This window comes from Massilia sp. Root351 (genome assembly GCF_001425045.1).
Classification (GTDB): Bacteria; Pseudomonadota; Gammaproteobacteria; order Burkholderiales; family Burkholderiaceae_D; genus Rugamonas.
Genome location: NZ_LMDJ01000034.1, coordinates 170,249 through 194,126 on the forward strand (window position 1 = coordinate 170,249; position 23,878 = coordinate 194,126).

The 23,878-nt window shown below is 67.4% G+C and carries 16 protein-coding genes; 4 read left to right on the forward strand and 12 right to left on the reverse strand.

Translation table 11 applies throughout. The features are described from left to right. Positions 1-167: 167 nt before the first annotated feature. Positions 168-884 carry a 7-cyano-7-deazaguanine synthase QueC gene (gene queC / locus ASD15_RS27485; protein WP_057158219.1) on the reverse strand — a complete coding sequence of 239 codons (717 nt, stop codon included), beginning with the start codon at positions 882-884 and terminating at the stop codon, positions 168-170. 127 nt (positions 885-1,011) lie between these two features. Between queC and ASD15_RS27490 the strand changes: the two genes are divergently transcribed. Then, positions 1,012-2,868 carry an autotransporter assembly complex family protein gene (locus ASD15_RS27490; protein ID WP_057158220.1) on the forward strand — a complete coding sequence of 619 codons (1,857 nt, stop codon included), beginning with the start codon at positions 1,012-1,014 and terminating at the stop codon, positions 2,866-2,868. Next, on the forward strand, positions 2,868-7,520 hold the full coding sequence (locus ASD15_RS27495; protein WP_082552194.1) for a translocation/assembly module TamB domain-containing protein: 4,653 nt from the start codon (positions 2,868-2,870) through the stop codon (positions 7,518-7,520). The genes ASD15_RS27490 and ASD15_RS27495 overlap by 1 nt, the downstream gene beginning before the upstream one ends. 10 nt (positions 7,521-7,530) lie before the next feature. Here ASD15_RS27495 and ASD15_RS32995 read toward each other — a convergent pair whose 3' ends face one another. Both ASD15_RS32995 and ASD15_RS27500 read right to left on the reverse strand, forming a co-directional pair. Next, a complete protein-coding gene (locus ASD15_RS32995) occupies positions 7,531-7,689 on the reverse strand; it encodes a hypothetical protein (protein ID WP_200954105.1) in 159 nt (52 codons plus the stop codon). 63 nt (positions 7,690-7,752) lie between these two features. After that, entirely contained in the window at positions 7,753-10,224 is a 2,472-nt protein-coding gene (locus ASD15_RS27500) for a S9 family peptidase (RefSeq protein WP_057158221.1), read from the reverse strand. A 165-nt stretch (positions 10,225-10,389) separates the two neighbouring features. Between ASD15_RS27500 and ASD15_RS27505 the strand changes: the two genes are divergently transcribed. Continuing rightward, positions 10,390-10,917, forward strand: coding sequence for a hypothetical protein (locus tag ASD15_RS27505; protein WP_229418366.1), 528 nt, complete (start codon positions 10,390-10,392; stop codon positions 10,915-10,917). A gap of 1 nt (position 10,918) precedes the next feature. Here ASD15_RS27505 and ASD15_RS27510 read toward each other — a convergent pair whose 3' ends face one another. The 8 genes from ASD15_RS27510 to ASD15_RS27545 all read right to left on the reverse strand — a co-directional run bounded on the left by ASD15_RS27510 (position 10,919) and on the right by ASD15_RS27545 (position 20,776). Beyond that, entirely contained in the window at positions 10,919-12,415 is a 1,497-nt protein-coding gene (locus tag ASD15_RS27510) for a TIGR01777 family oxidoreductase (protein WP_057158223.1), read from the reverse strand. Further along, on the reverse strand, positions 12,412-13,050 hold the full coding sequence (locus ASD15_RS27515) for a DUF4166 domain-containing protein (protein WP_057158224.1): 639 nt from the start codon (positions 13,048-13,050) through the stop codon (positions 12,412-12,414). Before ASD15_RS27515 ends, ASD15_RS27510 begins: the two co-directional genes overlap by 4 nt. Continuing rightward, positions 13,051-13,590 (reverse strand): GbsR/MarR family transcriptional regulator, encoded by a 540-nt coding sequence (locus tag ASD15_RS27520; RefSeq protein WP_057158225.1) that lies wholly within the window; start codon positions 13,588-13,590, stop codon positions 13,051-13,053. Positions 13,591-13,704: 114 nt separating this feature from the next. Then, positions 13,705-16,530 carry an ATP-binding protein gene (locus ASD15_RS27525; protein WP_057158226.1) on the reverse strand — a complete coding sequence of 942 codons (2,826 nt, stop codon included), beginning with the start codon at positions 16,528-16,530 and terminating at the stop codon, positions 13,705-13,707. Between the two features lie 3 nt (positions 16,531-16,533). Further along, complete coding sequence (locus tag ASD15_RS27530; RefSeq protein WP_057158227.1) at positions 16,534-17,298, reverse strand: hypothetical protein; 765 nt, start codon at positions 17,296-17,298, stop codon at positions 16,534-16,536. Next, entirely contained in the window at positions 17,291-18,673 is a 1,383-nt protein-coding gene (locus ASD15_RS27535; RefSeq protein ID WP_157201171.1) for a hypothetical protein, read from the reverse strand. Before ASD15_RS27535 ends, ASD15_RS27530 begins: the two co-directional genes overlap by 8 nt. Before the next feature lie 142 nt (positions 18,674-18,815). Further along, the gene (locus ASD15_RS27540; protein ID WP_057158229.1) at positions 18,816-19,574 is read right to left on the reverse strand and encodes a DUF3108 domain-containing protein; all 759 of its coding nucleotides are present in this window, start codon (positions 19,572-19,574) and stop codon (positions 18,816-18,818) included. 2 nt (positions 19,575-19,576) lie between these two features. Beyond that, positions 19,577-20,776, reverse strand: coding sequence for a DUF3108 domain-containing protein (locus ASD15_RS27545; RefSeq protein ID WP_057158230.1), 1,200 nt, complete (start codon positions 20,774-20,776; stop codon positions 19,577-19,579). 89 nt (positions 20,777-20,865) lie between these two features. On the opposite strand from ASD15_RS27545, the gene ASD15_RS27550 reads away from it, so the two are divergent. Then, the gene (locus ASD15_RS27550; RefSeq protein WP_057158231.1) at positions 20,866-21,747 is read left to right on the forward strand and encodes a PhaM family polyhydroxyalkanoate granule multifunctional regulatory protein; all 882 of its coding nucleotides are present in this window, start codon (positions 20,866-20,868) and stop codon (positions 21,745-21,747) included. 123 nt (positions 21,748-21,870) lie between these two features. On the opposite strand, the gene ASD15_RS27555 is transcribed toward ASD15_RS27550, so the two are convergent. Beyond that, positions 21,871-23,814 carry a S9 family peptidase gene (locus tag ASD15_RS27555; RefSeq protein WP_057158232.1) on the reverse strand — a complete coding sequence of 648 codons (1,944 nt, stop codon included), beginning with the start codon at positions 23,812-23,814 and terminating at the stop codon, positions 21,871-21,873. Positions 23,815-23,878: the final 64 nt, after the last annotated feature.

Genomic DNA, 23,878 nt, shown 5'->3' on the forward strand with positions numbered 1-23,878 from the left:
CGCGGGGAAAACTGCGGTGGGACAAAATACCAGTGGATTTGATAGTACGTTACCGGGACCGCCCCGCGCAATGTCCCTGTTGTGGATTAGCGGCAATACAATATGCCGCATTGCCATTCCCAATCGGGCCTCAGGGCCCGATTGTAAGGGAATCCCCTAGGAATCCCTCAGGCTGCGGCCGGGCTGCCGTCCGCGTATTGGCGGTAGCCGCGTGCGCGCAGTGCGCAGGCCGGGCAGCTGCCGCAGCCATAGCCCCAGTCGTGCAGCGCGCCGCGCTCGCCCAGGTAGCAGGTGTGCGTGGCTTCCCGGATCAGGTCCACCAGCGGCGTGCCGCCCAGCTGCCCGGCCAGCGTCCAGGTCTGCGCCTTGTCCAGCCACATCAGCGGCGTTTCCAGCTTGATGCGCGTGTCCATCCCCAGGTTCAGCGCCACCTGCAGCGCCTTCATGGTGTCGTCGCGGCAGTCCGGATAGCCGGAGAAATCGGTCTCGCACATGCCGCCCACCAGCACGTTCAGGCCGCGCCGGTACGCCAGCGTGGCCGCCACCGTCATGAACATCAGGTTACGGCCCGGCACGAAGGTGTTCGGCAAGCCGTTTTCCTGCATCACGATCTCGATATCCTCCGTCATCGCGGTCTGCGACAGCGCCGAAATCAGCGACAGGTCCACCATGTGGTCCTCGCCCAGGCGCGCCGCCCACTCGGGCTTGTGCGCGCGCAGCGCCTGCAGCACCTGCGGCCGCACTGTCAGCTCGATGGCGTGGCGCTGGCCATAGTCGAAGCCGATGGTCTCCACCCGGCTATAGCGCTCCAGCGCCCAGGCCAGGCAGGTGGTGGAATCCTGGCCGCCGCTGAACAGCACCAGCGCCGCATCTGTCTTGATCATTTCGTTGCCTTCAATAAATCTTAGTAGTACGCCATCTTTCGGGACTATCCGGTAACATGCTGAATAGTTTTCCCTATCAAAAGAACCGGCGGGACCTCGAATTTTGGCACAACTCATCACAAAAGCAATGGGCAAGCGTGCCTGGGCCGCCCTCCTGCTGGTTTGCGCCCTGCCTTGCGCGGCGCTGGCGCAGGGCATGCAGTACAACGTCAGGGTCAATGCGCCCGGCGAACTGGAAGAGCTGCTGACCGAGAACCTGGACCTGCTGCGCTTCCGCGGCAACCCGCGCATCGACCGCGAACAGCTGCAGCGCATGGCGCGCAGCGCGCCGGAACAGGCGAAAACCCTGCTGGCCACGGCCGGCTACTATTCGCCGGTGGTCAGCACCCGCATTGACGGCCTGCGCGAAGGCGAAGGCGGCACGCCGACCGTGGTGGTGGACGTGCAGCCGGGCGAGCCGGTGCGGGTGGGCAGCGTGGAGATCGTGCTGCAAGGCTTCGCCTCCAGCAGCGAGCAGCCGTTCGACAAGGCCGCGCTGCAAGCCGCGTGGCCGCTGCCCAAGGGCGACATCTTCCGCCAGGACGCGTGGGAGCAGGCCAAGCGCGCGCTGCTGCGCCAGGTGGTGCAGACGCGCTACCCGCGCGCCCAGCTCAGCGACAGCCTGGCCACGGTCGATCCGGACCTGCGCACCGCCGCGCTGCGGGTGGTGCTCGACAGCGGCCCGGAACTGCGCTTCGGCGAGCTGCGCATCGAAGGCCTGAAGCGCTATCCGGCCTCCATCGTGGCCAACCTGAACCAGATCAAGCCGGGCGATTATTACAGTGAAGCGGCGCTGCAAGCCTACCAGTCGCGCCTGCAGGACACCGGCTACTTCGCCAGCGTGGAGGTAAGCGCCGACTTGAGCGCCATCCTGGACGAGCAGCTGGAAGTGGCCGAGAAGAAGCAGGAGGACCAGCAGCAGGCGGAGCAAGCCGGGCAGCCGGCCGCCGCAGCGCCGCAGCCGGCGCCGGCCGCAATGGCCCCAATGGCTCCGCTTCCGCTGCTGGTGCGCGTGGTCGAAAACAAGCGCCGCAACGTCAGCGCCGGCCTGGGTTTCAGTACCAACACCGGCAACCGCGTCCAGCTCAATTACGACGACCTGGCCATCTTCGGCCTGAAAATGAAAAGCGCGCTGACGCTGGAAACCAAGAAGCAGACCGCGCGCGGCGACTTCTACTTCCCCATCACGCCGGACGGCTACAGCGACAGCTTCGGCGGCGCCTACGAACGCAGCGACATCGAGGGCGAGGAAACCACGGTGTTCACCGTGTCGGCCAAGCGCGCCTGGGGCACGCCGCTGCTCGAACGCAGCCTGGGCGTGGAACTGCTGACCGAACAGAAGACCGTGGCCGGCCAGCCCAATGTGCGCAGCACCAGCTTGCCGCTGACCTATTCGGTCACGCGCAGGAAGCTGGACAACCTTCTGTTCCCCACCAAGGGCCATGTGCTGAACTGGCAAGTGGGCGGCGCGCTGCTGCCGCTGCTCACCGACGAACCCTTCCTGCGCGCCAGCACCAAGGCCATGTGGTACATCCCCTTCGGGACGAAGAGCACCGTGATACTGCGCGGTGAGCTGGGCGCGCTGGCGTCCAGGCAAAAGGACGGCGTGCCCACCACCTACCAGTTCCGCGCCGGCGGCGACCAGTCCGTGCGCGGCTACGCCTACCAGGAGCTGGGCGTGCGCAAGGGCGACGCCACCGTAGGCGGGCGCTACCTGGCCACCGGCAGCGCCGAATACCAGTACTGGTTCAAGCCGTCCTGGGGCGCCGCCGTGTTCTACGACGCCGGCAACGCTTCCGACTCGTTCTCCGGCCTGCATCCGAAGTCCGGCTACGGCGTCGGCGCGCGCTGGAAAAGCCCGGTCGGCCCGATCAACGTCGATGTCGCCTACGGCCATGCCGTGCAAAAGGCGCGTCTGCACTTCTCACTGGGATTCACGTTCTGATGGCAGACATTACTGTTCCCGGCCACGGCGGCGGCAACCAAGGCGGCGGCGATGCCCGCGACACGGGCGCGCCCCCGGGCGGCGGCAAGCCGCCGCGCCGCTGGCTGCGCCGCGCGCTGATCGCGCTGGCGCTACTGTTCGCGCTGCTGGCCGGCCTGGCATGGCTGCTGGGCCGCGAGTCCACCTTGCAGCAGATAGTCCGGCGCGTGGCCAGCGCCAGCGGCGGCCAGATTGTCGCCACCGGCGTCAGCGGCTCGCTGTACGGCCGCATGCACATCGACCGCATCGTTCACCGCACGCCGGAAAGCGTGCTGACGGCGAACGACATCACGATCGACTGGTCGCCGCTGCAGTACTTCAGCGAAGGCATCGCCATCAGCGAACTGCACATCGCCAGCGCCGTATCGCAAACGCTCAAGCCGGGCGAGCCGGCCAAGCTGCCGGACACGCTGGCCCCGCCGTTCCGCCTCAGCGTGGCCGATGCCCGCCTCGACAAACTCACCTTGCTGGCCGCCACCGACACCGCCGCCGGCGCTGGCACCGTCATCAGCGCGATCCGCCTCAAGCTCGACGGCGACAGCCAGGCCTGGCGCGTGCGCGAAGCCAGCGCCATGACACCCATCGGCCGCGTGGCCCTGGACGGCAGCGTCGCCGCCCAGCGCCCCTTCAAGCTCGACGCCAAGGCCAGCCTGACGCAAACCACCGGTATTCCCGCAGGCGCCCAGCCCGCCCAGCTCGCGCTGGCCGCCGGCGGTAACCTGGCGCTGATCGAACTGGCCGCGCAAGGCGCCTCCAGCAACGCCGCCGGCGACGCCAAAATCAGCCTGGCGCCGTTCGATCCCATCATCCTGCGCGCGGCCGACATCAACGGGCGCGGCATCAATCCGGCCTTGTTCGATCCCGCCTGGCCGCAGGCCGATCTGAGCTTGAACCTGCAAGCCAGGATCGCGCCCAATCAGGCCGTCAGCGGCCAGCTATCGATACAGAACCGGGGCCAGGCTGGCCCGCTCGACCAGCACCGGATTCCGCTGCGCGCCGTCAGCGGCCAATTGGGCGGAACGCTCACCGCCATCACCATCGGCCAGGTGCTGATCGACCTGGGCGCGGCCGGCACATTCACCGGCGGCGGCCGCGTGCAGCGCGTGGCGGTGGACGGCGGCGTGGACGCAGCCACCTTCCAGCTGCACACCGACCGCCTCGACCTGCACGCCATCCACGGCGCCGTCAACGCCACCAGGATCGCGGGCGACATCGCATTGGGCAGTACCGGCAAAACGCAAACGCTGACGGTCAACCTGGCGCAGACCGGACTGCGCCTGGAAGCGCAAGCCACGCTGGCCGACGCCCTGCTGCGCCTCAAGCAGGCCCGCCTGACCGCCGGCAAAGGCAGCATCAACGTGAGCGCCGAAGCCAGCCTGAAAGACCAGCAGCCCTTCAAGGCCAACGCCAGCCTGGCGCGCTTCGACCCGTCCGCGCTGGGCGCGCTGCCGGCGGCGGACCTGAACGGCGAACTGAACGCGGGCGGCAAACTGCTGCCCGCCTGGCAAGTGGCGGCCGACTTCAAGCTGGCTGCCAGCCGCCTGCTGGGACAGCCGCTGTCCGGCGCCGGCAAGCTGCAGGCGGACGCCACGCGCCTGAGCGGCGTGGACGCCAAACTGGCGCTGGGCCAGAACACGCTGGACCTGCGCGGCGGCTTCGGCGCGCCGGCCGAGCGCCTGGTGTGGCGCGTGGATGCGCACCAGTTGTCCGCCATCGGCAGCGGCCTGCAGGGCGCACTGGCCGCAAACGGCGTGGCCAGCGGCACCTACGCCGCGCCGCGCAGCACCTTCGAGGCCGATGCCAAAGGCCTGGGCCTGGTCCAAGGCCAGGGCGCCGGCAAGCGCCCGGCGCCCGACAGCGCGCTGGGTAGCGTGCTGCACGCGGCCGGCGAAGTGTGGCTGGCCGGCGCCCCGGGCAAGCCGGGCAAGCACGGCGAGCTGACCGTATCGGGCAGCGCGCAGCGCGTCAACCCGGCCGCATTCGGTCCCTACACGGCCGGCAGCATCAACGCCGACTTCAGCGGCAGCGCCAGGCTGGCAGCCGACTGGCGCGCGGTGCTGGACCTGAAACTGCAGCCGTCCACCCTGTCCGGCGCGGCGCTGTCCGGCTACGCCAAACTGGCGGCCGACCACACCCGCATCGACAGCGCCGACATCGACTTGCACCTGGGGGCCAACAGCCTGCAGGCCAAGGGCGGCTTCGGCAGCGCACGCGACCGGCTGGACTGGAAAGTCGACGCGCCGCAACTGAACGCCCTGGGCGCGGGCTTTGGCGGCGTGCTGCGCGGCACCGGCTCGCTCACCGGCAGCATGGCGCAGCCTGCGCTCGCGTTCAGCATGGACGGCGCCAACCTGCGCCTGTTCACCGAACACCAGATCAAGAGCATCAAGGCCAGCGCCAGCATCGGCACCGGCTTCGGCGGCGCCGACCCGCTCACCAGCGATGTGGAACTGGCGGGCTACGTTTCGCCCGGGCTGAGCATCGACAAGGCGCGCTTCCAGTCCAGCGGCACCCGTGCCGCGCACACGCTGCAGCTCAGCGGCAGCAATCCGCAGTTCGACGCGCTGATCAAAGTACGCGGCGGCAGCAGCGGCGCCGGCGCCACGGCGCGGACCGCGCCAGGCGGCAGCATCGCCGACGACAGCGTCTGGACCGGCACCATCGAAACGCTGCAGAACAAGGGCCGCTACGCCTTCACCCTGCAAGCCCCCGCCACGCTGCGTATCGCCGGGGCAGCCGGCGGCGGCGCGGCCGGCCTGGCCAAGCCGGAGCAGCTGTCGCTGTCCAGCGCCGTGATCAAGCTGCCGGACGGCAGTATCCGCATTGACACGCTGGACAAGAACGGCCCGCGCTGGCGCAGTAAAGGCAGCGCCGCCGGCGTGCCGGTCAGCTACCTGGCGCAATTGTCCGAGCTATGGCGCGACAACGTGGTGAGCGACCTCACGCTGGGCGCCGCCTGGGCGCTCGACCTGCAGGCCGCCCCGGCATCGGCAGCGGCAGCGACGCTGCCGCCGCCAGCCACGGCGGGCGCACCGGCCAAGGGCACCGCGACAGCGCCTGCGGCAGCGGCACGCAGCGCCACACCGGCCATCGCCAGCATTGAAGGCATGCTGCGCATCTACCGCGAGGCCGGCGACATCACCGTCACCAGCGGCGACAAGCCCATCGCCCTCGGCCTGCGCCAGTTCGAACTGCGCGCCGACGCCGCCGCAGGCGCGCTGCGCACGCAGCTCACCCTGGACGGCACGCGCGCCGGCGTAGCCCGCATCGACGCCACCGCCCAGCTGCAGAACGGCCGCGTCGCCAACAGCAGTCCGCTGGCCCTGACCGGCAGCGTCAATATGCCGTCCATCGCCTGGCTCGCGCCCCTGTCCGGCGTATTCGGGCTGGAACTGGACGGCGCCCTGAAAGTATCGGCCACCGGCAGCGGCACCATTGCCGACCCGGTGCTGAACGGCGACATCAGCGGCGACAGGCTGCTGGTGAACTGGGCAGAACAAGGCATCAAACTGCGCAACGGCCAGTTGCAAGCCAGGCTGGCAGGCGACCAGCTCAACCTGCAGAAACTGTCCTTCGACGGCGAGCAAGGCCGCGCCCAGGCCGAAGGCTGGGTCAAGCTGGCCAACACCGAGGCCACCATGCAGCTCAAGCTGGTGGCCGACAAGCTGCTGGTGCTGGCCCGCCCCGACCGCACGCTGGCCGTCACCGGCCAGGCCACCCTGGTGCGCGACCAGAAGCACTTCCAGCTCGACGGCAAGGTGAAGGCCGACCGCGCCCGCATCGAACTCGGTTCCGAAAACGGCCCCACCATCAGCAGCGACGTGGTGGTGCTGGGCCGCGGCAAGCCGCCCGGCAAGGTGGCCGCCGTGCAAGCCATGCCGCTCAATGTGGACCTGGAAGCGGACCTCGGCCAGGACTTCCACCTGAAAGGCAAGGGACTGGACGCCGACCTGTCCGGCACCGTGCACCTGCGCATTTTCGACCGCCGTCCTCCGCGCGTGATCGGCAGCATACGCGTCGACAACGGCACCTACAAGGCCTACGGCCAGAACCTCAGCATCGAACGCGGCGTGCTCAATTTCACCGGCGCCTACGACAACCCCGGCCTGAACATCCTGGCCGTGCGCAAGCGCCCCGAGGGCGAACAGCTGAGCGAAACCAATGTGGAGGCGGGGGTGCAGGTGCGCGGCACCGCGCTGGCGCCGCAGGCCAAGCTGGTGTCCACGCCGTCCGTGCCGGACAGCGACAAGCTATCCTGGCTGGTGCTCGGCCACGGCATCGCGGACGCCGGCGGCAACGAGATGGCGCTGCTGGGCACGGCCGCCGGCGCGCTGTTCGGCGGCACCGGCGGCGGCATCGCCGGCAAGCTGGGGCTAGACGAACTGGGCGTGACGCAGGCGGCGGGCAGCTCGCAGGCCAAGGGCCTGGAAAATACCGTGGTCACGGTCGGCAAGCGGCTCTCGTCGCGCGCCTACCTCAGCTTCGAACAGGGCGCCGGCACCGCCACCAGCCTGGTCAAGCTGCGCTACAAGCTCAATCCGCGCATCACGCTGCAGTTCCAGACCGGCACCAACAACGCGCTTGACGTGCTGTACACCTGGGCCTTCGATTGAAGGCCGGCGGCTAGCTGGGATTATGGTCCGGCACCGGATCGTCCTGCGGCACGGGGGGATTCGGATGGTGGGGATGGGCCGGGATCGGTTCCGGCAAGGGCTCATCGACCGGCGCCGGATCCGGCGCGCGGTGGGCTTGAACGGCGTCTGGGGATGAAAACGGGGCCATGGTTCACTCCGAAGTGAGAACAATGGCCCCATTCTACGCCGCCTGGCGGCGGCATCCCATACCTTACGGCTTGGCAGCTTTTACATACTTATCCAGCCAGCTGTTGGTTTCATACAGCATGTGCATGATGGACTCGCGCGCGCGGTAGCCGTGCGACTCGTTCGGCAGCATCACCAGGCGCGCCGTGCCGCCCAGGCCTTTCACCGCCTGGAACATGCGCTCGCTCTGGATCGGGAAAGTGCCCGGATTATTGTCGTCGGCGCCATGGATCAGCAGCATCGCATCCTTGATCTTGTCGGCGTTGTTAAACGGCGACATGGCCTGGTACACGTCCTGCGCCTTCCAGAACGGACGGTCTTCGGACTGGAAGCCGAACGGCGTCAGCGTGCGGTTGTAAGCGCCGCTGCGCGCGATGCCGGCCTTGAACAAGCGCGTATGCGCCAGCAGGTTGCCGGTCATGAAAGCGCCATACGAGTGGCCGCCGATGGCGATGCGGTGGCGCTCGGCCACGCCGCGCCGCACCACTTCATCGACCGCCGCTTCCGCGTCCGCCACCAGCTGCGGCAGATAGGTGTCGTTCGGCTCCTGCTCGCCCTGGCCCACGATAGGGAAGGATGGATTGTCCAGAACCGCGTAGCCCATGGCCAGGAAGGCCGCCGGGCCCGAGTAGCTCACCGCGTTGAACTTGTACGGCGAGCCGGTGGTCTGGCTGGCCGCTTCGGCCGACTTGAACTCTTGCGGATATGCCCACATCAGCATCGGCAGGGGGCCGTCGCGCCTGGCGTCATACTTCGGCGGCAGCAGCAGGGTCGCGGTCAGGTCCACGCCGTCCTTGCGCTTGTAGCGGATCTGCTCCTTCTGCACGTCCTTCAGCTGCGGCAGCGGGTGCGGGAAATGCGTCAGGGCGGTCAGCTGCGCGTCACCCTTTTGCGCCAGGTTGCGCACGTAGTAGTTGGGACGTTCGGTGGGCGATTCGCGCGTTGACAGCAGCTTGCTGCCGTCTTCATTCAGCACCGCCACCACGTTCTCGTAGTACGGCGCGGCGCTCTGGAACAGGCGTTCCTTCTTCCTGGTCGACAGGTTCAGGCGGTCGATGAAGGGACGATCGCCTTCCGGCGTAGCGCCGGGGCCGTCCAGCAGGATCGCATTGTCGGCGCTGATCAGCAAGCGCGGCAAGCCTGCGGCGTCGGCCCGCATCACCGGCGAGCCGGGCGCGTTGTAGCGGTCCTCGGCGGAACCGGCGTAAATCAGTTCGGGTGCGGCTGCGGGCTGGTCCGGCGCGATCTTCCACTGCTTGACGGCGCGCGTCTTGTACCAGCGCTCGTTCAGCAGCGCCACGTCGCCACGGCCCCAGGCGATGCCGGCGTAGCGCGAACCCAGCTTGGCCAGCACCGCAGGCGGGGCAGTGAACGGCGCAGCCTGCGTGTAGACGATGTCGCGGATCTCGGCCGCCTTGGCCGGGTCGCCGCCGTCCTGGGCTTCAGCCCATACCAGCGTGGCCGGCGCGTCCACGCGCCAGCTGATGTTGCGCTGGCCGGTCGGCACCGCGTCGTTCCCCGGCGGCAGGCCTTCGCGCAGCGGCGTGTTGGCCACCGTGTGCTGCAGCTTGCCGTCCAGTTCACGCACTTCAAAGTGCTCGCCGAAGCTCGACACCGGCACGATGTAGGAGTACGGACGGGCGATGCTGGCGGTGAGCAGGTGCTTGCCGCCCGGCGCCAGCGAAGCGCGCGAGTACTGGCCCGGCTTGCCGATCAGGCGCGTTTTGCCGGACAGGTCCACCAGCGCCAGCTGGGAAGTGATGTAGTGCTCGAACAGCCTGGCGTCGTCCTCGTTCTTCAGCAGGTCCGGATAGGTGCGGATCAGGCGCGTGCCGGCGCCCGGCTGGCTGTCCTGCGTGGCGGGACCGGACGGGATGCCGGTCAATTGCGGCGCAGCCCCCTGGCCGGCGGGGCGCAGTTGCACCAGCAAGCCCTTGCCGTCCGGCTGCCACTGGAAGCCGCGGCTGAACACCGCCGACAGCGGCTGCGTGGCCAGCTTCTTCGCGCTGCGCGCAGCTACGTCCACCAGCCACAGTTGCACGCCCGCGTTCTTGCCCGCGTATTTACCCGACTCCGCGCCATCGCTGGTATGCGTGAACGCCAGGTAGCGCTGGTCCGGCGACCACGCCAGTTCCGTTACGCGCAGCTCCTTCGGCAGGCCAGTGATCTTGCTTTCCTTCTGGGTCTCGATGTCGAGCAGCGTCAGATCGGTGCCGAACGAAAAACGGCTGGCCGCGTAGGTGAGCGGATTGACGCGCAAGCCAGCCAGCTTCAGCTCCGGCTGCGCCACTTCGGCGATGCCCGGCAGCGCAGGCTGCGCCACCATCACCGCCAGGTTGCGTTTCGGGCTCAGGTTCAGCAGCGGCGCGCGCGGCGCGTCGACGATGGCTTGCAGCGGCGCTGGCGGCAGCTGGTAGCCGCCGTTCTGGGCGCCGGCCAGCGGCGCAGCCGCCATCAGGCCCAAGGCCAGCGGCAGCAGGGAATTCCGTACGGTCATTATTATCTCGTGGACAAGTCAGAGGACAGAACATATTGCTTATTGATAACTCGAAAGTCAATCAACGGCATGTATCGATTTGTCGCACAGCGTGGCGCATAGCGGATGGCGCGCCGCCTTGCTTTACAATCGAGGTTTTGCACGCACAGAAGACCCGATATGGAAATGACCACGATAGCCCTGCTTGTCCTGATACCGCTGCTGGTATGGCGCATCTATTCGCGCATCAAGAGCATGCTGAAACGGCAGGAATCGCTGATCTGGCGCCACTGGCTGTCGGCCGTCGCCTTCCCCGTGCTCGCGGCGTGGCTGGGGCTGTCCATGCTGGACAATGTGCTGGGCCTGTCCTGCCTGGCGGCGGGCGCCCTGGCCGGCGCGTGGCTGGGCGTGTTCGGCCTGAAAGGCACGCGCTTCGAGACCATAGGCAAGCGCTACTTCTTCACGCCCAATCTGCGCATCGGCATCACCGTGTTCATGCTGCTGGCCGCGCGCATGCTGTATCGCGGCCTGGAGCTGTACATGATCAGCCGCGTGGAAACGCCCAACCTGATGTCGCAAACCGAATTCGTGCAAAGCCCGGCCACCGCCGTGGTGCTGGGCCTGGTGGCCGGCTACTGCGCCGCCTTCTCGATCGGCATGATACGCTGGCGCCGCACGCAGCAGCCGCTGCCCGAGCCGAAAGAGCTGGACTGAGCTACTTCGCCAGCAGCGCGGCCAGGGCGCCGCGCAACGCCGGATAGCGGAACTGGAAGCCTTCTTCCAGCAGACGCGCCGGCACCACCGTCTGCCCTTCCAGCAGCAGGTCCGCCTGCTCTCCCAGCAGCATCCTCACCGGCCAGCCCGGCGTCGGCATGAAGCATGGCCGCCCCAGCAGCGACGCCGCCGTACAGCTGAACTCCGCTTGCGATACCTGTTCAGGCGCGGTGAAGTTGTACGCCTCGCGCAGCGTGCGCCCCGAACCGCCCTGGCCACCTTCCGCGCCGAGGCGCCACAGGTGCGCCATCGCGCGCAGCAAATCGTCCACATGTATCCACGACATGCGCTGCTTGCCGCCGCCCATCGGCCCACCCATGCCCAGCTTGATGGGCAACAGCATCGGCGGCAGCGCACCCTGCTCGCCCAGCACCATCCCGAAGCGCATGCAGGCCACCTGCACGCCATGCGCCTGCGCCGTGCGCGCGGCCACCTCCCACTCCTGGCACAGCTGCGACATGAACACCGGCTGCGGCAGCGCCTCCTCCGCCAGCGGCGTCTTGTCGCCCATGGCCTGCACGCCGTAGTAGCCGATGGCGGAGGCCGACAGCATCAGGCGCGGCTTGCATTCCGCCTTGGCGATCCAAGCCACCACCCGCTCGGTCAGCGCCACCCGGCTGCGGCGCAGCGCCGCCTTGCGCGCCGCCGTCCAGCGCCAACCGAGAATGCGCGCGCCGGCCAGGTTGATGACCACGTCGATCCGTTCGGCCGGCGCCAGCGCATCCATGCTGTCGACGCAGCGCAGCGTGCCGTTGAACAGCCAGCCGGCCTGCTTCGGCGTGCGCGTCAGCACGGTGACGCGATGCCCGTCCCGCAGCAATGCCGACACCAGCCGCTGGCCGATAAAGCCGGTGGCGCCGGTCACCAGCACGCTCTCCTTGCGCACGCCGAACGCTATGGCCCCATCCGCACCGGCGCCGGCGGCCGCGCGCTCCGCCTTGCCCAGCGCGGCGGCCGCAAAGGCATCCCGCACGCCGGACAGGCCCACGCCCACGCCGCACACCGCCAGGAACACGCTCAGCCAGCCGTGCGTCTGCCACACCAGCGCGGTGGGCTGCGCCAGCCACGCCGGCGTGTTCAGCGCCAGCAGCGCGATGAAGGCGCCGCCGTTCATGGCCAGCACCGTGTGCGTGACGCGCTCGGTGGCCGGCAGCAGGCGCGTCCTGTCCTCCACCACGAAGTCCCACAGCGTCAGCACAATCTCCACGCCGAACACCGCCAGCAGCGCCAGCGCCCACATGCCGTGCCACGCCCAGGCGGACAGGCCGACGAACAGCACGCTGTAGATCAGCGCCCGCACCGCGTGGATGCCAAGCTCGATGCGTGCAGAAGCGCGTTGCGGCAGCGCCTCGGTCAGCTCGTGGTGATACAGCGTGTCGAACGCGCCCAGCGCGCCTTGGGCAGCCATCAGCTGCAAAGCCAGTTTGTGCGTACTCATGCCGCTTCCTTCACCTGTTCACATTCGTGGAAAACCCCCGCCTGCACAAAAGCCGTGCCGAACAGCGCATGCCGGATCTCGATGCGGATGTCGAACTGGTTGGGCGCGTTGTTGCGGTGGCAGAGGAAGGTCTTGCCCGGCGTGAGCAGGCCGGGCAGCGGCATGCGCCAGCCCAGCACGTCCCAGAAATAGCCGTCGCTGGTGAAATGCAGATTGCCATCCTCCACGCGCAGCAGCAGTTTCATGCCCAGCCCCATGCCGACGTACTCCAGCACCTCGCCTTTGTCGCTCTCCGCCATGTAGGACGTGAACTGGATCGGCTGGCGCCCGCGCAGGCGGTAGATGCGCTGCTTGTAGATATTGCGGCTGCCGTGCTTCGAGTACACCTGGATGTCGACCGGCACGTCGGTATCGCTGTACGGGATCAGCGCGCCCTGGATCAGCGGACGGGTGAGATGGCCCAGCAGCTTGCCGAAGCGCGACGCGCGCAGCTCGCCCAGGCGGCCGTGGTACAGCAAAGGCTTGCCGGGCTCCGGGTTCTTGTCGAAGCGGCGCTGGATATCCGGGTGCAGCTTGCTCCACTCGGCGCCCAGTACCCGCTTGAACAGCTCGCCCTCCGATGGCAGGACGCTCATCTACTTCTCCTTCCCGTCGGGGCCGAGGAAGCGCGCCACGGTGCCGCCCATTTTCAGGAAGCGCAGCATGGTGGCCGGCGGCAGGTTCTTGTAGTCGTTGTAGGTCGTGCCCAGCATCTCCATGAACTCCAGCACGTTGTTCATGCGCTCCCTGGTGGCCGCTTCCAGGTCCGCGTCCTGCTCGGCCTCGATGGCGCACTCGCGCAGCACCGACAAGGTGGGATCGATCTCGCGCCGCTTGCGCTCTTCGATGATGACGCGGAAGATCTCCCACACGTCCTGCAGCGCCAGGAAATGGTCGCGCCGGTCGCCCATCACGTGGCTGACGCGGATCAGGCCCCAGCTTTGCAGCTCCTTCAGGCTGTTGCTGACGTTCGAGCGCGCCACGTTCAGCGTTTCTGCGATGTCCTCGGCGGTCTGCGGCGTGTTCACCAGGAACAGCAGCGCATGGATCTGCGCCACGGTCCTATTCACGCCCCAGCGCGTGCCCATCTCGCCCCAGTGGAGGATGTACTTCTGCATGGTGGGCGTCAGCTGCATGGCAATTCCTTTATTTCTGTCATTACAGAAATTAAAGACCACCCGGCCGGCAAAGTCAATCGAATTCGGAAAGCCAGGGCGAAAAAAAAGCGGACCAGGAGGTCCGCCGGAGGGCTACGCTGCCGCCTTGTCGGGCGTGCGGCGCTGGAGCACGAAGATGGGTTGCGCCCATTGCGTGTCCTTTTTCTTTTTGCTGGTGATCAGCGTCAGCTCGGATGGGTCGTAGACGTCGGTGTTGTGGGTCAGCGGCGTCGTCATCAGGTACTGGGCTTCGGTGTTCTTCAGGAATTCGCCGACCAGCTGGATGTTGCGGATGTCCAGGTGGGCGAACGGTTCGTCGATGAACACAAAGCCGCCGGAGCCGTCTTCGGACTTCAGCAGGCCGATCAGCAGCACCAGGGACTTCATCACCTGCTGGCCGCCGGAGGCTTCGCCGTCGTTCATGCCGATCGGACCCTTGCCGTCGAACTTGAAGCGCACGTGCAGGCCGGCCTGCGCCAGCGCCAGGTCGTCGTTCTCCAGCTTGACCGGGTCGGTATGCACCTCGATGTTGGCCAGCTCGCCCAGCTCCTTGATGTTCTTGCTATACGTCTTGATCGTGTAGCGCAGCCGCTCCATGTAGGCGCCGCGCGCATTGGTGGTCGCTTCGATGGCGCGGTTGTTCTGGTAGCGGCGCTCTTCGGTCTCGGTGGCGCGGTTCTTCAGCTGGTCGTTCAGGCGCGCGTACTGGTCGATCACCGTCGCGTCCAGTTCCCAGTCGCTGCGCGCCAGGCTGGCTTCCAGGCTGTGGATGCGCAAAATGGTCTGGTGCGCGTTGACGTATTCGGTCACCAGGCGCTGGCGGCGCGCAGGGCGGCGCCAGTTGTACGGCATGTGGCGCCACTGGCGGCGCAGCGCCAGCAGCGACTTGGCGTGCTCGGCGCGCTGCTCGATCACGCGCTTGTGGTTCAGGCGCAGGCCGGCTTCGGACTCCGACAGGTTAAAGCGCGCGTTCTGCCAGGTGGTGTCGGCGCGGGTGCGTGCAATCGTCGCGTTCTTGATCAGGCCTTGCAGCTCGCCCAGGCGCGAACCGACTTCGGTGCGCTCGGCCTTCAGCGGCACGGCGGCGCGCGCCGCTTCGTCGAATTCCTCCTGGCGCGCACTGAGCTCCTTGGCCGCGTCCACGCCGGCCAGGCGCGCTTTCAGCGCGCTCACTTCGGAGGCCAGCTTGCTGATGGTGAGCGTGAAGGCGTCTTCCTGCGCTTCCAGCGACGGCAGGTTCTTCAGGATCGCTTCCATGCGCTGCGACTTGCCGGCAGCGCCGAAGCGGTAGCGCGACGCTTCCACGAACAGCGAGCGGCCGCCGCGGCGTTCCTTGTGGTAGGCCTCGGGCGTGATCCATTCTTCGATATGGCTCTGGCGCGCGCCCTCTTCCACCGAGTCCACGCGGGTGATGCGCATCAGCTGCTCGATCAGCCAGCCCGGTGCCTTGTCGGAGAACTTCACCACCGACATCAGGCTGTCGCCCTTGGTGCTCGGCGCGCTGATCAGGTCCGGCACGATGAAGTGGCGGTAGCGCTCTTTCTCGGCCAGGCGGTAGGCGGCGGCGGCGTCGCTGGCTTTATCGAGCAGCACCACCGAAGCGTAGCCGCCCAGCACGCCCTCGACCGCGCCCTGCCATTTCGGGTCCGTCACCTCGACGATGTCCGACAGCATGGCGTGGCCGATCCTGGCGTCGTTCAGCGCGCGGCGCATGGCGCGCACATTGTCCGGCTCCGGCATGGCGGTCTTGCCCTGCAGCGCGGAGACCGTGGCCTTATCTTGTGCGATGCGCGACATGATGATGTCGCGGCCCTGCTTCTGGCGCGCCAGTTCGGCTTCCTTGGTCTCCAGCTGCGCACTGACCTCGGCGATATCCGAGCCCGAATCGGCGGCCAGCTTCTGCAGGCGCGCCTTCTGCTCCAGCAGGCTGTCCAGCGGCTTGAGCTTGGCGTTGATGGCGTTCAGGCGGCCTTGCAGCACGGTCGATTCCTGTTCCAGCACGGTCTCGTGCTGCTGCGCCTCGGTAAACGCCTGCGCCTGCGCGGCCACGTGGGCGCGCTTGTCGGACAGCTGCTGGTCGGCCAGCATCAGCGGCTTGCGCGCTTCCCGCAGCTGGCGCGTGATGTTGGCCTGCTTCTCGCGCGCCTCGTGGTATTCCAGCGTCGGCAGCACTTCTTCCTGCAGCTCGCGGCGTTCCTTGGTCAGCCCTTCCCACTGGTGGTAGTTGGCCACGCGCAGGCGCAGGCCTTCCAGGTTGGTCTTGGAACCTTCCAGTTCGGCCTCGAAGCGTTTCAGCTCGATTTCCGTGTCGCGCTGGTGGCGCTTGGCTTCGTCGTAGGCGTCCAGCACCTCCTTGTCGCCGAACACCTGGAACACCAGGTCCAGCAACTGGCGCGGCGCGTATTCGCACAGCTTGTCGGTTTCGCCCTGCTCCAGCGCCAGCACTTTCGCCATGGCCGGCGACAGGCCGGCGTTGGCCAGGCGCTTGCGGTAGTTTTCCACGCCGAGGAAGTCGTTCGCCTCGGTCACTTCCTCGATCTGCACATTGCCCGGACGCATCAGGTACTGGCGCTTCCAGTCGCCGCCGTTCTTCTGGATCTGGCAGAACAGCGTTACTTCGTCTTCGGCAAAGAAGCCCGAGCTGCGGAACGGACGGTTCGACAGCTGCTTGCCCATGGCCTTGTTGTCCACCACGGCGCGCAGCCAGGAGGTTTGCTGGCCGGCATGGCGCGCGTAGTGCTTGTAGGTGCGGCCCATCGAGCAATCGAGGCCGAACAGGGTGCGCAGCGCGTCCAGCAAGGTAGTCTTGCCGGAGCCGTTCTGGCCGGCGATGGTGATGATCTTCGCGTCCAGCGGAATATTCTTGATGCGCTGCCAGTAATCCCAGTGGACCAGTTCTAGCGATTTGATATGAAACATGGCTTAGTCTCGGTTCGGGGTGTCGGAGGAAGCGTCGCCGCCTGCGGCGTCGGCCGCGGCGGCGGCGGCGATGGCGGCGTTTTCAGCGGCGGCCGAGGCGGCCGCCTCGGCCAGCGCGGCGCGCGGGATGTGCACCACTTGCGCCGGGGCGCGCTTGAACACTTCCGACAGCGCGCCGTTGATGATGCGCTCTTTCAGCAGGTCGGTATCCATCAGCAGGTCCAGCAGCGGGCCTTCGACGATGATGTCGCCGCGGCGCTCGATGAAGCCCAGCTTGCCCAGGATGCCCAGGTTCATGTCCATGCGGGTTTTCTTGCCCAGCTTGTCGCCGAAGTCGGCCAGCAGGGCCTTGTACGGGATGCCGATCGACGAGTCTTCCGCGCGCGGCAGCGGCTTGTCGATGCCGAACATGTCGTCCTGGTCGTCCTCGGCGTGGGTGTGGGTTTCCTGGCGCTCGCGCTTGGGCAGGATGATCTGCGCCCACAGCACCACCAGCAAAGCCACGCCGTCGCGCGCCAGGCCGAAGTTATTGTTCTGCCACACGTCGCGCGCGCCGAAGATCTTCGGCTCGATGGTGCGCGACAGGGCCAGCGTCACATGGTCCGCGTACACGTTGTCGAGCAGCTTCATGCCGCAATTGGCCAGGCGCAGGTCCACTTCGGCGCGGAACAGTTCGTCCGACAGCACGCGCTTGACCAGGCGGTCGTCGCGGCGCAGCGTCTGGTGCGTCAGCAGGCGCGCGATCAGGATCTGGGAATCGTCATTCATCTTGGGTTCCCTTGTCCACAGGTTGTTCTAGGTTCAAATCGATATTCAGCGACAGCGAGGCGATGCTCATGGCGGCCACTTCCGGGTCGGCCAGCTGCACCATGTCGTCGGTCGGCTCGAAGGAGATCGGCAGGCGCGCCAGGTTGCCGGTGGCGCCTTGCAGGCTCGCTTCGGACTGGTCGCCCAGCAGCGGCAGCATCGAGGCGCGGTAGGAGGCCACGGCGAAGCTGGCCGGCAGCAGCGATTCGTGCACCGGCTTGGCCTGCGGCGCACCGTCGGCGCCGTTCGGGAAGCTGGCCGGCGCGGCAAAGTCGGACAGGCGCGCCAGCCAGTCATCCAGCTCGCGCTGCATGGCGGGGGTGTCGTTGATGGTGGTGGGCGCGTCCTGCCCGCTCGGCAGGCCGCCCGGCGCCGTGTTGCCGGCGCGGTCGGACAGTAATTCGGTTTCAGCCACGTCGATCATCTCGGCAGGGGTAATAAACAGCGGCACCACGGGCTGGTCGATCGCATCTTCGGCCAGCTGGGCCAGGTCTTCATGGGCCAGCAGCCAGCGCTTGATGTCGGTGGTGGACAGGCCGGACTGGCCCAGGTGCACCCGCTGGCGTTCAATCTGGTTCAGCGCGCGCGAGAACATGCCCTGCATGTTCAGCAGCGCGCTCTGGGCGCGGCCGATGGCCTGCGCCGCGCGGTGCGTGGCGGCGTCGGCCCGCTCGTCGGAGGTGATGGCGCGCAGGATCTCGGAGCCCTTCTCCACCCAGTCGCAGGCCATGTGCCACTTTTCCTGCGAGGCGCGCAGGCGGAATTCGGAACCGGAGGCGATGGCGTCGCGGAATTCCTCGGTCAGGTCCACCAGCCGGCCCAGCAGGTGCTGCAGCTGCTCCACGGTGACCCCGCCCACGGCCTGGGCGCCGGCCACCTGCGACAGCAGGAAGCCCATTTCGGCTTCGTCTTCGTTCTGGTTCAGGTTCAGCAGGCTGTCGATGGCCGACAGCACGTTGCGCGCCATCGGCGTGACGCGGTACACGGCCTGCTGCGCGTCCCAGGCCAGCAGCTGGTTGGTGCGCAAGCGCATCAGCACCGTTTCCAGGCTTTCCGGCAGCAAATAGGCCAGGCGCGTGTTGATGTCGGCCCGCGAGAAGGTCGAGGAGGCGGTGTCGGACGCCAGCTCGCGCAATACCAGCAGGCGCACGGCGACGCCCTCGAAGCCGCCGTGGAACAGGGCCGTGAAGACTTGCAGCAGGGGCTGGGCGCGCTTCAGGTGGTACACCTGCTCGATCTCGTCGACCGCCACGTGCGGCTGGAAGTGTGCCTGCAGGGCGTCCTGCGTTGCCTGGTCGTTTGGGTTTGCGTCTGCGGCCAGGGCCGCATTTGCCATTATGTCTATCATTCTGCTCCGAGTTGCCATTTTGTACACGCCGCGCAGGCAATGCGCGCGGGGGGCGTCAGTATAGCAGTTCGCCGGATGCGTCCGGCACCCGGCGTGGCGTGGGAATTACAAGGGGCGCGGTGCGATGCGCCTACTTGCGGGTGACCTTGTCCAGCAGCTGGTCCACCGTGTCGCCGTCGTCGTCGAACAGGATGCGCACCGGATACCAGTCGAGCGACGGCGCCAGCCACAGGTCCACCTGCTGGCCCTGGTCGCCCTTGGGCGGCGATTTGCTGAAGTGCACCGCGTCCAGCTCGCCCATGCCGGTCTGCACCGGCTCGCGGCGCACCACTTTGAACACCCATGGTTCGGCGTCGCGCCGGCCGGCCACGAAGAAGGCCCACTCGGAGCCAGGTGTGAACTTCTCCGGCGAACTGCGGGCGACGGCGGCCAGTTGCCACGGTGCGCTGGTGCGGTCCTGCTCGCCGCCCTTGATCGGGTAGCTCTCGTCGCCTTTGCTGAACGTGATGGTTTTGACATCGCGCTTGAAGGTGGCCGTGGTGGCCTCCTTGCGGAAACGCTTCTCGTAGAAGGTGGCCGGCGCCAGGCCGTAGCTGTCCACCGCGCCTTCGCTGCGGTTTTCCAGGATCTTGCCGAAAATGCCGGCGTGGCTCTCGGTGGCGATGCTGTATTTGCCGTCGCCCTGGCGCCATTGCACCAGCGCGTCACCGCTGATGGCCAGGCCCTTCTGGCGCGCCTTGATGGTGTAGCCCAGGTCCGCCGAGGGCGGCAGGCTGAAAGCGCGCTTGGCGCTCGGGTGCTCGGCAGCGGCGCCATTGGCGCCTGCGCCTGCCGCCGTGGCCGTGGCCGTGGCCGTGGCGAGGAGGATGCTGAATACTGTGTTGCGCATGTTTACTTTCCAGCGTTGCCGCTCAGGGTGATCTTGGTGATGGTCTGCGTCGTCAGCGCACCATTCGCTTCGGTATTGCGGATCTGGACCGGGAACCAGTTCATGCCGGGCGCCAGCCAGATGTCCAGCCGCGCCGAGTACGAGCCCGGCTTGGGCGGCCGCGCCAGGTGCCATGTGACGATGCGGCCCAGCTGCGTGTCCAGCTCCTCCTCCCCCACCAGCAGGAAGCGGTAAACGCTGGCCTCTTTCTCGTCGCCCACCAGGATGTCGATGTCGCTGCCGAACTGGTTCACGTCGGCCCGGCCGATCGCGCCCAGCTGGAACGGCACCGTGGCCTTGTCCTGCGCGCCCGCCAGCAAGGGATAGCTGCGCTCGCTGGCCGAAAACGTGATGCGGCCGTCGTCGCGCACGAAATGGGTGGCGGTCTGCGAACGGCCGCGCCGCTTCTCGGTGAACTTCAGCGGGGCGATGCCGGCATCGTCGATCTCGCCTTCGCTGCCCAGCACCAGCAGGTTCACGCGCGTCACCAGCATGCTGATGCCTGCCTCCATGCCCACCTTGTACTTGCTGCCGTCGGTCTGCCACGACATGTGCGCCACGCCGCTCCACCTGGTGCCGTTGGCGTCGGTGCGCTTCAATTCCATCTCGAACTCGGCCGACGGCGGCAGGTCCACCTTGTAGCGGCGGGTCGCCAGCGGCGCCGGCGGCGCGGCGGCGGCCGGCTTGTCGCTGGCGCCGGGCGCAGGGACGGCTGCCGCAGCGTCCGGCGGCGATTGTACGGCAGCCGGCGCGGAAGCGGCGCCCGGCTGCGCCAGGTCCGGCGGCGCGGCCAGCGCCTGCCCGATGCCGGCCAGCGGATCGCTCAGCGCGCCGCTCTCCTGCGCCGCCGGCTCGGCCACGGCCGATTGCTGCGGCAGCGGCGCCGGGCGCAGCGTCCTGCGGGCGGGCGGGCGAGGGGCCGGTTTGGCCGCGGCCGGGCCTACCGGCTTGATTTCCGGCGGCGGCTCGGCGGACGCGGCGCGGCGCGGCAGCGCCAGCCGCAACTGCGCCTGCATGACGGAGGGCACCGGCCTGACGGCGCTGCTCTGCTGGGGGCCGAGCCGCGAACCCAGCCAGTCTATCGTCACGAAGTGCAGGGCCACGGTGGCCGCGCACAAGGCGAGTACGCGGCGGCGCCGGGCAAGGAAGGAAACTATCGTCATGACGCTAGTTTAACGCGTGTCAAGCCCGGTTCGCTGACAGCCATAGTCAAATCTGCTACGCTAACCTACCATCCACCAGGAGACTCGCTATGCCCATGCCTCAAATGCCCAATATTCCGGGCGCCGCTGTGATGACGGATACGCTCGATTTCGTGAAGAACCTGTGGGGCAGCATGGGCGTCGTGCCCGGCATCGCCGCGCCGACGCTGTCGGTCGATGAACTGGACAAGAAGATCAACGACCTGCGCGCCGTGGAGGCGTGGCTGAACCTGAATTCGAGCATGGTGCGCGGCAGTATCCAGGCGCTGGAAGTGCAGCGCAATACCATCGCCACCTTGAAGTCCATGGGCAAGACGCTGGCCGACGCGGTGCAGCAGCAACCCGGGGCGGCCAAGGAGAAGTCGCTGTTCGAGTCGATTCCGTATGCGTCGGCGTTCTTCCAGCATGCGGCCGACGCGCTGGCGCCGAGTGCGGCGGGACCGGGGCCGGCCGGCGATACGTTCAAGTTTGCCGCAGCGCCAACGGCTCCGGCCACGGCGGCGCCCACCGAGTCGCCTGCAGCCAAGCCGGAGCCGGCAGCGTCGGCAATTCCGCCAGCGGCGCCCATGTCGGATGCCGAGGCGGCAGCGGCTGCCGCAGCGCCCATGGTGAATGCGGCGGCGTGGTGGAATCTGCTGCAGGAACAGTTCAAGCAGGCCGTGAGCACGGCCATGACCACCGACGTGGTCAGCGGCGCGGCGGCGCGCGCGACGGAAGCGGCCAGCAAGTTCGCGGCGGCGGCCAGCAAGCCGCTGGCCAAGGCGGACAAGGATAATTTGCCGGCCGGACAGGACAAGCCGGCAGCGGCCAAGAAGGCCAACGGAAATGGCAATGGCGCCGGCGGTGGCGATGGCGGCAAGAACAGCGCCGCAGCAGCAGCGCGCAAGGCGCCTGTCAAGCGCGCCGGCAGCGTCAAGCCGCCCAAGGAGTAAGCCCGGCGGCGCGCGGCAGCGGCTTACTGCGGCTTACGGCCAGGGCTGCGCCCCGACCTGCCTCGACCTGATCTGCCCTCGGCCCCAACGGACCATGGCACAGGTCCGTTGGGCGATCTCCGATTACGGCTTGGCCTGCGCCGCGCCAGCCTTGCCGGCGCTGGCGGCCAGTCCCGGCTTCAGGTGCTTGTCGAGGAACTCCAGCATCTTGGCGTTGGCCACGATCTGGTTCTTCTTCTTGCTGAAGCCGTGCCCTTCATCGTCGAACACCACGTACTCCACCGGCACGTTGTTCTTCTTCACCGCTTCCACGATCTCGTCGCTTTCCGGCTTGATCACGCGCGGGTCGTTCTTGCCCTGGATGACCATCAGCGGGCGGCGGATTTCCTTGGCGTGGAACAGCGGCGAGGTCGCCACCAGGAACTCCTTGTCCTTGACCGGATCGCCGATCTCCTGGTACAGCGCCTTGCGCTGCGATTCCCAGTACGGCGGAATCGACTCCAGCGTGCGCACCCAGTTGCTGACGCCGAAAATGTCGATGCCCACCTTGAACGCTTCCGGACGGAAGGCCATGGCCGCCAGGGTCATGTAGCCGCCGTAGCTGCCGCCCATGATGCCGATGCGGTCCGGATCGACATGGCCCAGGCTAGCCAGGTAAGTCTTGGCCTCGATGCAATCCCACAGCGGCTCGCGGCCATGCTTGCCGTCGTCGGCCGTGTTGAAGGTCTTGCCGTAGCCCGAGCTGCCACGGTTGTTAATCCCCAGCACCGCGTAGCCGTGGTTGGCCAGGTACTGCATCAGCGCGTTGTAGCCGCGCCGCGTCTGGCCGCCGGGACCGCCGTGCACGAAGATCACCGCCGGCGCCTTGGCGCCGGGCGCCAGGCCCTTAGGCTTGAAGTAGATCGAAGGAATCTCCATGCCGTCGAAGGACTTGAAGCGCACCACTTCCGCTTCCACCAAATCGTTCGGATCGATTTCCTTGTTCAGGCTTTGCGTCAGCTGCGCGGTCTTTTTGGTCTTCAGGTCGTAGACGAACAGATTGCTGGGCGAACGGTCGCCGTTCAGGTAAAAGGCCATCAGCTTGCCGCTCGGCGAGAACGTCACGCCGCGCATTTCGCCGCCCGGCAGCTTGGGCAGCGCCACCGGCTTTTCTTCCGGTCCTTCCACCACGCGCACCACCTGGCTGCCGTCGTGGTCCACCACGGTGGTGCGGAAGCGGCCGTCCAGCGAGTAGCCGGAACCGAACACGTCCCAGTCCGCCTTCTCGTGCACCGCGATGGCGCCGGTGGCCAGGTCGTAGGTGCGCAGCGTGTTGAACTCGCCGCCCTCGTTGGAGGTGAAGAACAGGCGCTTGGAGGCCGGGTCGAAGGTGGCCGCGTTGTAGCTGGCCGTGCCCTGGTGCGGCGTGATGTGCTTCAGTTCCTTCTTCTGCAGGTCGTACAGATAAATGTCGCTGTCGGAGGTGGTGTTGGGCTTGGACAGCGCAATCCAGCGCTCGTCGCGGCTCAACTCGCTCGGGGTCATGCCGTTCTCATTTTTGTACAGCAGCGTGCGTTCGTAGCTCTTCGCATCGTAGCGGTACAAGTCGAAGAACTTGGGATCGCGCTCGTTGGTCAGCGCGTAGAACACCTTGCCGTCCACCGACCAGCCGCCGAAGATGGCTTTCAGCTTGTCGCCCGGCGTCAGGTCCTTCTCGCTGCCGTCCAGCTCGCGCACGTACAAATGGTTCTGCTCGTTGCCGCCCTTGTCGCGCGTAAACAGGATGCGGTCATCGTTACGGAAATAGCCCACCGCGTAGGTGCTGTCGGTGGTGGACTTGGTCAGCGCCACCGGCTTGCCGCCGCCCACCGGCTGGGTGTAGACGTTGGGGATGCCGCTCTCGTTGCTGGTAAACAGGATCTGCTTTTCGTCGCGGCTGAACGACGCGCCCGAGATCGACGTGGTGGCCATGAACTGCTCGATGGTGTATTGCTTGGGGGGCTTGGCGGCAGCGGCCATGGCGCCCGGGAGGGTTTGCAACATCAAGGCCAGCACGGTGAGACGCGCGGCAGTTTTGATACGACGCATGTTCGCTCCTGTTCAGGGTGGGCCGCCGTCCCGATGACGGCAGCGCAGCCAGTGTTGCAAGAAC

Bases quoted from the DNA above. Each gene is read 5' to 3' on its own strand.
- ASD15_RS27535 (WP_157201171.1), bottom strand. From the start codon at position 18,673: ATGGCAAATGCGGCCCTGGCCGCAGACGCAAACCCAAACGACCAGGCA.
- ASD15_RS27515 (WP_057158224.1), bottom strand. From the start codon at position 13,050: ATGAGCGTCCTGCCATCGGAGGGCGAGCTGTTCAAGCGGGTACTGGGC.
- ASD15_RS27510 (WP_057158223.1), bottom strand. From the start codon at position 12,415: ATGAGTACGCACAAACTGGCTTTGCAGCTGATGGCTGCCCAAGGCGCG.
- ASD15_RS27555 (WP_057158232.1), bottom strand. From the start codon at position 23,814: ATGCGTCGTATCAAAACTGCCGCGCGTCTCACCGTGCTGGCCTTGATG.
- ASD15_RS27525 (WP_057158226.1), bottom strand. From the start codon at position 16,530: ATGTTTCATATCAAATCGCTAGAACTGGTCCACTGGGATTACTGGCAG.
- ASD15_RS32995 (WP_200954105.1), bottom strand. From the start codon at position 7,689: ATGGCCCCGTTTTCATCCCCAGACGCCGTTCAAGCCCACCGCGCGCCG.
- ASD15_RS27540 (WP_057158229.1), bottom strand. From the start codon at position 19,574: ATGCGCAACACAGTATTCAGCATCCTCCTCGCCACGGCCACGGCCACG.
- ASD15_RS27500 (WP_057158221.1), bottom strand. From the start codon at position 10,224: ATGACCGTACGGAATTCCCTGCTGCCGCTGGCCTTGGGCCTGATGGCG.
- ASD15_RS27520 (WP_057158225.1), bottom strand. From the start codon at position 13,590: ATGCAGCTGACGCCCACCATGCAGAAGTACATCCTCCACTGGGGCGAG.
- ASD15_RS27490 (WP_057158220.1), top strand. From the start codon at position 1,012: ATGGGCAAGCGTGCCTGGGCCGCCCTCCTGCTGGTTTGCGCCCTGCCT.
- ASD15_RS27530 (WP_057158227.1), bottom strand. From the start codon at position 17,298: ATGAATGACGATTCCCAGATCCTGATCGCGCGCCTGCTGACGCACCAG.
- ASD15_RS27550 (WP_057158231.1), top strand. From the start codon at position 20,866: ATGCCCATGCCTCAAATGCCCAATATTCCGGGCGCCGCTGTGATGACG.
- ASD15_RS27505 (WP_229418366.1), top strand. From the start codon at position 10,390: ATGACCACGATAGCCCTGCTTGTCCTGATACCGCTGCTGGTATGGCGC.
- ASD15_RS27495 (WP_082552194.1), top strand. From the start codon at position 2,868: ATGGCAGACATTACTGTTCCCGGCCACGGCGGCGGCAACCAAGGCGGC.
- queC (WP_057158219.1), bottom strand. From the start codon at position 884: ATGATCAAGACAGATGCGGCGCTGGTGCTGTTCAGCGGCGGCCAGGAT.
- ASD15_RS27545 (WP_057158230.1), bottom strand. From the start codon at position 20,776: ATGACGATAGTTTCCTTCCTTGCCCGGCGCCGCCGCGTACTCGCCTTG.